Below are 7,155 nucleotides of genomic sequence, written 5' to 3'. Positions count from 1 at the left end.
GGTGAGACTTCAATTGGGAATATGGATGCATGGAGACATTACTTAGAAAAGAGAGGGTGTCCCATCTTGCTCCAAATGGGACACACTGCGAATGCTTCCTTTCTACCCAAGGAGGTTTTTATATGCCACTCCCAAATAAAGATTTGTAATGGCTATTCTTTATGACCCGTGTAGTTAATTGTGTAAGGCACAGGTGGTTCTGGCACGAAAGCGGAAAATGAAATTTATTTTGAGTCAGGTATTTTTTATTTATAAAAATCTGAAGATAAAACTACAATTGTTGGTTATTCTAGTATTTGCATGATTTGCACACCATGGGTTGCATCCGTTTACCCTGTGGTTTTGTGCTCACTGCTCAGTTTCAAAACAGAACTGAGGTTTTTCTCTGCATGCTTTCCGAGCGGGGCTACGCCCTACGGTACCTGTGCCAAGGAGATGCTCTTAGCATCTCCGACCTACCCCCGTTTTGGATGAAACCTTTTCGGGCGAAGCCTGAAAAGGTTTCCGTGAACGCTTTTCGGGTGCGAAGCACCCTGAAAAGGGTTCCATCACATTTAAATCCCTTGCTCCTATCTCTTGCCTGATGGAAAAAATAAAGGAGTTGATGCTGAGGGCTGCGGATGAGGTTAGTTTAGCGTTCAAAAAGCACATTCTGGATGCAGATGCAGGCAAAGATGTGGGTATCGGGGCCTCAGGGAGCCCGAGTGAAAAGATAGACATTGTTTGTGAGGAAACTGCCCTGAAAACGCTTGAAGAATCTGGCGTGAGTGTGTTAACCGAGGAAAGGGGTTTCATGGACAAAGGTACAAAGGAATGCTTTGTGCTAGACCCTCTGGATGGCACAATTAACGCTGTGAATGGCCTGCCTTTTTACGCCTTCTCTCTTGCATACGGAAGCCATAACTTGAGTGGGATGCAAATCGGCCTCGTGCGAAATCTTGTCACAGGCGACACATTCTGGGCTGAAAAGGGCAAAGGTGCGTTTCTCAATGGAAAGAGAATTTTCACAAGGGAATTTGATAAGTCCAGATGCATGATTCTTGTCTATATTGGGAAGTATGCATCCGAGGAAGCATGGCGGATTGCAAGAAGTGGAAATCGCACCAGATGCTTTGGTGCAGCAGCCTTGGAACTGTGCTTACTTGCTTCTGGCTTTGCAGACATATACCTGATGAAGAACACAGAGGAAAAAAGGAATCTCAGAATCACGGACATTGCTGCAGGTATCCTCATTTTGCGGGAAGCTGGTGGTATTGCATTAGATGATAAATTTGCGGAGCTGGAAATGCCTCTAAACTTGGAGGCAAGGCGGAGTGTGGTCTGTGCAGGAAAAAAAGAGGGTGTGGAATTTGTGAAGCAATTACTTGAGGTGAGAGGATGAAGTATGGCCTGCTTTTTAATCCCAATGTAAAGAATGCATTAGAGTATGCGAGGCAGGTGTATTCACTCCTTGAAAAGGAGCATATCGTGGTTGATGATGAATGTGCTGAGCTGATGGGAAAAGTGGGTGTAAGAATAGAGGAAGCAGGGATCGACATCTTGATTACAATTGGAGGCGATGGCACAATTCTCAGGGCATTGCATCGCACAAACGCTAAGATTTTTGGCATTAACGCAGGCGTGTTGGGCTTTTTGACGGAAATAAAGGCATCTGAAATCAAGGAAGGAATAGCCCGTTTGCTCACCCAGAAATACATAGTGGAACGAAGGATGCGGGTTGCTGCAAAAATTGATGATGCAAATCTACCAGATGCTTTAAACGAGGTGGTAATTCACACTTCCCAGGTTTCAAAAATGAGGGCATTTGAAATCCATGTGGATGATACACCAATTCAAAAGGTGAGGGCAGATGGCATCATTGTCTCTACACCTACTGGCTCTACATCATACGCAATGAGTGCTGGTTCGCCTATTGTAGACCCAAGAGTGGAAGCAATTGTGATTGTGCCTCTTGCTCCTTTCAAGATGTCAATAAGACCTTATGTTGTGCCAGCAACAAGCCGTGTGGAGGTGAAACTCCCAGCGAGCGAGAAGCCCTGTGTTGTTGTTGTGGATGGACAGGAAGAGGTGAAAATGAAGCCAGGTTCCACAGTGAAAATCCACCGTTCCACCAGAGATGCAGAATTCATCAGATTTGAAACTGATTTTTACAAGAAACTTGAGGAGAAGCTGATTGCAACTACGATTGTGTGAAGGATGCAAATTTCTTACTTCACTTTTACATTTTTATTCATAGGTAGATGTAAAATTCGCAAGGTTTGTATTATAATCAAAACAATAAATTATCTCCTCGTCTAACTTTTCTAAATCTAATAGAACTTTCTCCCGTCTCGGAGAACCATCTGCATTCCTGAAATCTCTTTGGAATGAGCCACACTTAACAAGGGTTGAATCGTCAATCTTTATGTAAGATATCTGGACCAATTAATGCAAGAATTAGCCGACAATCCATATTCTAAAATAGCATTGGATATTACGATGCTATAATTTACAATTTTATTCATACCTTACATCGCCTATAAATGATTTTACAAGGAAAATTATCCCTAATTACTGGTAATAAATTTCTAAGCGCAATTTTTGTGCCTTCTATCAGCATTATGGAGTATCTTTCACTTTCCACAACATCATGCAAAATAAAATAATACGGTTTAGGAATTTTCCGCGCTTCTTCACTTACAAGCTCTACTATAAAATCTCTATCGTTATTTGACAAATTATCTTCTGGGTTGATTCTGATACACCACATCATAGGCTTGTCTGAGTTGCTAAATACCATTTGCCACCCTCCAAATAAATCCGGCCTTTTCTCTTAAGAAATTGTTGAGCGGACCTCACCTGGTGCTTCCACTTTTTGCCAAAATGCTGTCCATTAATCACCCTGTCAACGGAATCATCACAAATATCCGGGTGAATTGATTGGATAAAAAGATGAAGTTCTTTTGTAGTTAAAGGTCCTTTCATCTGTAAAAGGTATAGAATTGTATCTGAAAATATTGCGTTAATTGTTTTTCCCTCCATTATTCTGTTCTTTAATAATTGAATATCAATCCGTTCGATGCTTTCCCTTGATAATCTAGCCAATTCTGTATTTTTTTTATCTATTTTGCTTTTGATTTTATACAAGTTTTTAGCTTCTTCACAAATTTCTTCTAACAGATTCTCACTAAGTATATTCCCAAGTGAATAGTAATTCAACATGTCATTTTTTATGATAGAAATCACTTTTTTATCATCTATTAACACTCCATATTCAAAATTAGTCAACAAACCACCCCTTGTAAGATTCGCCGAGGTAATAATTCCTTTTTTCTCATCTACAAGATACACTTTTGCATGCAATCCACCCAGACTTGAAATTTTAACTTGACCAAATTGTTTATACAATTCTAATAGTGCCGTAGGATCGGTAAGTCCATTCACTATAGTTTGCGTTGTGAGGTTAGTAACAAGTGTGATTGAAATTGAATTTTTTGTATGAAGTGTATTTGATAACATTTTTACTCCATCCAAATCTACAAAAGGTGAAGATATAATCAAGTTATTTGTTGTTTTGCTGATAACATTTATAAATTCATTCTTCCATGGAGATACTAGAAATTTATATTGCATATTTATCACTTTCAATATAAAAAGTATTTCTTTCTTTGCACGGATACATCTGCATTTTTACACACATATAGGGAAAATGATTGCAGATTGTAACAAATCCCCTTTTTGAAACTAACCCAAACTTGGATTTCCAAATAACATGATTTTCTGGAGGGAGGACACTGTCTTTTACTTTGTTGTTTCTATCATAAAAAATCAAGGTTTGAGCATTTTCTTTCAAATTCATATAACCATCAACAACATATTCTGCCTTTCTGTGATAGTTTCCGTTTTTTCCGCTGAAATCTATACCGAATGGCGGATCTGTGATGATGAGGTCAGCATTTACTCCCTCCCAATCATTCATATCCTTTATTTCAAACTTGTTTAGAATCGTCATGTCATACTTTGTGTTTTTTATACCCATCTTCGTCACCATATCTAGATACCTCAGATATGTTGAGGTTTACTATGAAGTTAAATTTCTCAATCTCTTTAAATTATTATTTCTTTATAAACTTTTCTGAGACCTGATTGTACCCACGATTGTTTGAACTCCTATTACCCCTCAAATCCCAGAATGCAAGTGCATGCCAATATAGAATTATTGCTAAGTTCAGACACCCAGCAATGACTGCAGGTAGAAAATACTGTTCGGCAGTGCCTGGCTGAACCACGCCTCCAACCTGTGTTTTCGTTCTCCAGAGTGCAAGAGCAATACCACTATAGCTGACAAGAAACCCTGAGATTGCCAGCACACCAGCCGTCAGGTCAAGCCAGAATTTGTGCGATGCTTTTTCTCTCAAGTTCAGGAAACCGAGGGCTGTGAGCAGTGAAAGTGCGGGAAGGGCTGGAAGGAAATAGCGTGTGTCTTCAATACATCGTGTAGGGTCGTCCCAAGATGAAACCCAGGATAGTTGCATGTAAATTATCAAAAGCGGAAGTGCATAGAGGAAAAGCCACCAAGTATCTGGATTTTTTCTGTAAATCCAGAGCCCAATTGGGAAAAGAAAGAATACGGGCATCACTACGAAAAGGTATTTCAGGATGTTGGGAAGATTGTAAAGGGATGCAAGAGAAGGGGAGAAATAGGATTCAAATATTGAGCTATCGGGTTCAGAAACGCCAGGTGTGTAATTCCCGTCAGTGCTTTGAACCACAACAAATCCGGGAGGATATTGATAGCCAGAGTTAAAAGGGGAGCCGAAGTGTGTGGCATTGTAGTTTGCTATGCAGAGTGCCAGAATCATTGTACCAAGGGCAAAGGGGAGAAAGGGTTTGAGGAAAGTGTGGATACCTTTGCGAATACAGGCCTCGCACTTGTATTGCTTGTAGAGGAAATGAAGAGCGAGAGCAAGAGGGGCAAGGAAAAGAACTACGCTTGAATATCTCACAAGAACACTGAAGCCCATTGCAAGTCCACCAAGGAACGCAAGCAGAACCGAAACAATTGTTCTGTGCTGGCCTCGAATTGCCTCCAGCAGCATTGCAAAACCCGCAAATGCAAGAGCTGTTGTTGCATAGTCGGCCATCCCTTTTTCAAAAACGAGCATGATTCCAATTCCGCAGAATACCTGGAGCAAAGCACCGTAAAACCCAACTTCTGCACCAAACAACCTTCTGCCAGCAATGTAGATTGTAAACGCACAAAGAGCCATAAAAAACACTCCTATGCAATTTGCAATTCCTAGCTTAAGGAAGGCGGCAAGGATTAGAGAGTAACCAGGCGGCCAGTGATTCACGGCATAAAGATGCCCCTCTTTTTCAACCACAGAACACATTGCACCTTTACCAGCACCGCTCTTGTTTGCAATAACCACATAGCTTCCCGGCTGGTCGACAACTACAGTAGCACAGCCATTGGTGTCTGTTCTGGTATTGGCAACGGGAACTAAACCATGGGTTTGTTTCCTCGTCACATTTACAATTGCATTTTGAACTGGGTTTCCAAGCATGTCAGAATTTTTTAGTTCCAGTGACGCGCTGTTTTGCAGCTGGGTTTTTGAAATCACAGAAAGTGAGAAGTGGTATGGCATGGGAGTGCCAAGGGACACAATCTCCCTATGAAAGAGGTTAATCGGAGGGAACCAGGAAGCGTTGAAATATGCTACCCCCAGCAAATAATTACCTCTCCGCAGTTCACGAATTGAAAAATCTCCATTTACGCTTGTGTTTGTCTCCAGAAGAAGTTTGGGTGGTGTCTGCGGTTCTCCCAGGCGATAGAACCTTATGTGAAGGGAGGATGGAATACCAATTACAGCATTACCAGCCAGTAAAAACATTCCATGGTCTTCCAGAACGGAATAGTTCAGTGAAATCGAGCATAGGCAGGTTTGGTTGAAATAAACTTCCTTCACAGCAAAGGCATCATACCAATCCTCCAATCGTACCGCAAACTTTCCTTCAGAGTAAAGAAGAGCCCACTGATAGTACGCTTTTTCGTCAGGCACAACTGGATGATCAAAAGAGTGGGGAAAAAGCTGGGTGAAGAATCCAACGAGGGCAATTGCAGCACAGAGAAATATGATGTGGCGTTTTGTTTCTGACTTCATTGTTGACTCAATGGAAAGAGGGTATTTGGCTTTTTGCACAATCTTTCAGACAGAGCTATCCCAGAGTTTCCCTCACCTTCTCCGTCCACACCTTATTTCCTATGTGTTCGAAAAATGCCAGGACTTTCTCCAGCATAGCCCTGTCTTTCCGAACTATTCCGAGCTCAAACAAAGCTTTGTAGTAATACACATCTGATTTTCCAATTGCTTCATAAATCTCAACAGCTCTTTTTAATTTCGCTTCTGCCTCCTCTCTTTTTCCCTCTGCACTGAGAAGCCTACCAGAAATTAACAAAAATTGTGCCTCAACATCCTTTGCAGAAATCTCACCAGCGATTTCCCCCGCATCGTTGAGATGCACACGGCAACCTTCAAAATCTTTCAGTGCCAGAAGATGTTCCAGTTCCGCCTCCTTTAACATTGCGGAGATGGGTGCATAGGGGGCTAGGGATTCGAGAAAACACTGTCCTCTGAAGACCTGAAACCCATTTTGCTCTGCAACTGCAATAAGTTCCTCAACAAGTCGTGTCTTGCCCACACCACTCTCCCCACCAATAAAAATTGTGGAGCCAGCACCATGCATTGCATTCTCCAGCCTTCGTTTTAGAAACCCAAACTCATTTTCTCTGGCAACAAACTCAGGTGGTAATCTAATAGTTGACATTCAGGCATGTAAACGAAAAAGAATATTTATCAATTTGCAGAAAAAGTATGAAGTGACAGAAATGGGGAATATTGTTGCACAAGGAGAAAAACGCAATGGAATCCCCCACAAGGAACACGCATAACCCACATGTTTTAAATACTGTTTTTTTATCTTGCCATATGGAGGTTTGGAACATTGGAAGATGTAATCGTAAGTGTGGAGTTTACGAAAGAGCGGGAATTCAAGGCAAAAATAGAGTACAACAACGGACAGGTTTCTACGCTGAAGAGTAAGTCACTGGAAGAATTGCTAGGCCTCGTTGTTGAAGAACTCCAGGAATACTTTGACACAAATCTGTAGGTTGAA

8 protein-coding genes are annotated in these 7,155 nt (G+C 41.4%); 3 read left to right on the top strand and 5 right to left on the bottom strand.

Annotation, left to right across the window (positions count from 1 at the left end):
* Window positions 1–583 precede the first annotated feature (583 nt).
* Window positions 584–1,381, top strand: a complete 798-nt coding sequence (locus QXD64_06115; GenBank protein ID MEM3396890.1) for an inositol monophosphatase family protein — start codon at window positions 584–586, stop codon at window positions 1,379–1,381.
* Complete coding sequence (locus QXD64_06110) at window positions 1,378–2,193, top strand: NAD(+)/NADH kinase (protein ID MEM3396889.1); 816 nt, start codon at window positions 1,378–1,380, stop codon at window positions 2,191–2,193. Before QXD64_06115 ends, QXD64_06110 begins: the two co-directional genes overlap by 4 nt.
* Before the next feature lie 33 nt (window positions 2,194–2,226).
* Here the strand turns inward: QXD64_06110 and QXD64_06105 are convergent, their stop codons facing one another.
* The 5 genes from QXD64_06105 to QXD64_06085 all read right to left on the bottom strand — a co-directional run bounded on the left by QXD64_06105 (window position 2,227) and on the right by QXD64_06085 (window position 6,807).
* Window positions 2,227–2,424: a hypothetical protein gene (locus QXD64_06105; GenBank protein ID MEM3396888.1), complete on the bottom strand. Its 198-nt coding sequence runs from the start codon at window positions 2,422–2,424 to the stop codon at window positions 2,227–2,229.
* 324 nt (window positions 2,425–2,748) lie between these two features.
* The gene (locus QXD64_06100; GenBank protein ID MEM3396887.1) at window positions 2,749–3,612 is read right to left on the bottom strand and encodes a phospholipase D-like domain-containing protein; all 864 of its coding nucleotides are present in this window, start codon (window positions 3,610–3,612) and stop codon (window positions 2,749–2,751) included.
* Window positions 3,602–4,018, bottom strand: a complete 417-nt coding sequence (locus tag QXD64_06095) for a hypothetical protein (GenBank protein MEM3396886.1) — start codon at window positions 4,016–4,018, stop codon at window positions 3,602–3,604. Before QXD64_06095 ends, QXD64_06100 begins: the two co-directional genes overlap by 11 nt.
* Before the next feature lie 76 nt (window positions 4,019–4,094).
* On the bottom strand, window positions 4,095–6,143 hold the full coding sequence (locus QXD64_06090; GenBank protein MEM3396885.1) for a hypothetical protein: 2,049 nt from the start codon (window positions 6,141–6,143) through the stop codon (window positions 4,095–4,097).
* Between the two features lie 55 nt (window positions 6,144–6,198).
* On the bottom strand, window positions 6,199–6,807 hold the full coding sequence (locus QXD64_06085; protein ID MEM3396884.1) for an ATP-binding protein: 609 nt from the start codon (window positions 6,805–6,807) through the stop codon (window positions 6,199–6,201).
* Between the two features lie 177 nt (window positions 6,808–6,984).
* Here QXD64_06085 and QXD64_06080 point away from each other — a divergent pair, with 177 nt between their 5' ends.
* Window positions 6,985–7,149, top strand: a complete 165-nt coding sequence (locus QXD64_06080) for a hypothetical protein (protein ID MEM3396883.1) — start codon at window positions 6,985–6,987, stop codon at window positions 7,147–7,149.
* Window positions 7,150–7,155: the final 6 nt, after the last annotated feature.

This window comes from Thermoplasmata archaeon (genome assembly GCA_038874435.1).
GTDB lineage: Archaea > Thermoplasmatota > Thermoplasmata > Lutacidiplasmatales > SKW197 > SKW197.
Note: the sequence above shows the minus strand (reverse complement) of the source record. Positions and strands in the feature narration are given on the sequence as shown.

Coding starts and splice junctions, on each gene's coding strand:
- QXD64_06115 (MEM3396890.1), top strand. CDS start 584: ATGGAAAAAATAAAGGAGTTGATGCTGAGGGCTGCGGATGAGGTTAGT.
- QXD64_06110 (MEM3396889.1), top strand. CDS start 1,378: ATGAAGTATGGCCTGCTTTTTAATCCCAATGTAAAGAATGCATTAGAG.
- QXD64_06100 (MEM3396887.1), bottom strand. CDS start 3,612: ATGCAATATAAATTTCTAGTATCTCCATGGAAGAATGAATTTATAAAT.
- QXD64_06095 (MEM3396886.1), bottom strand. CDS start 4,018: ATGGGTATAAAAAACACAAAGTATGACATGACGATTCTAAACAAGTTT.
- QXD64_06090 (MEM3396885.1), bottom strand. CDS start 6,143: ATGAAGTCAGAAACAAAACGCCACATCATATTTCTCTGTGCTGCAATT.
- QXD64_06085 (MEM3396884.1), bottom strand. CDS start 6,807: ATGTCAACTATTAGATTACCACCTGAGTTTGTTGCCAGAGAAAATGAG.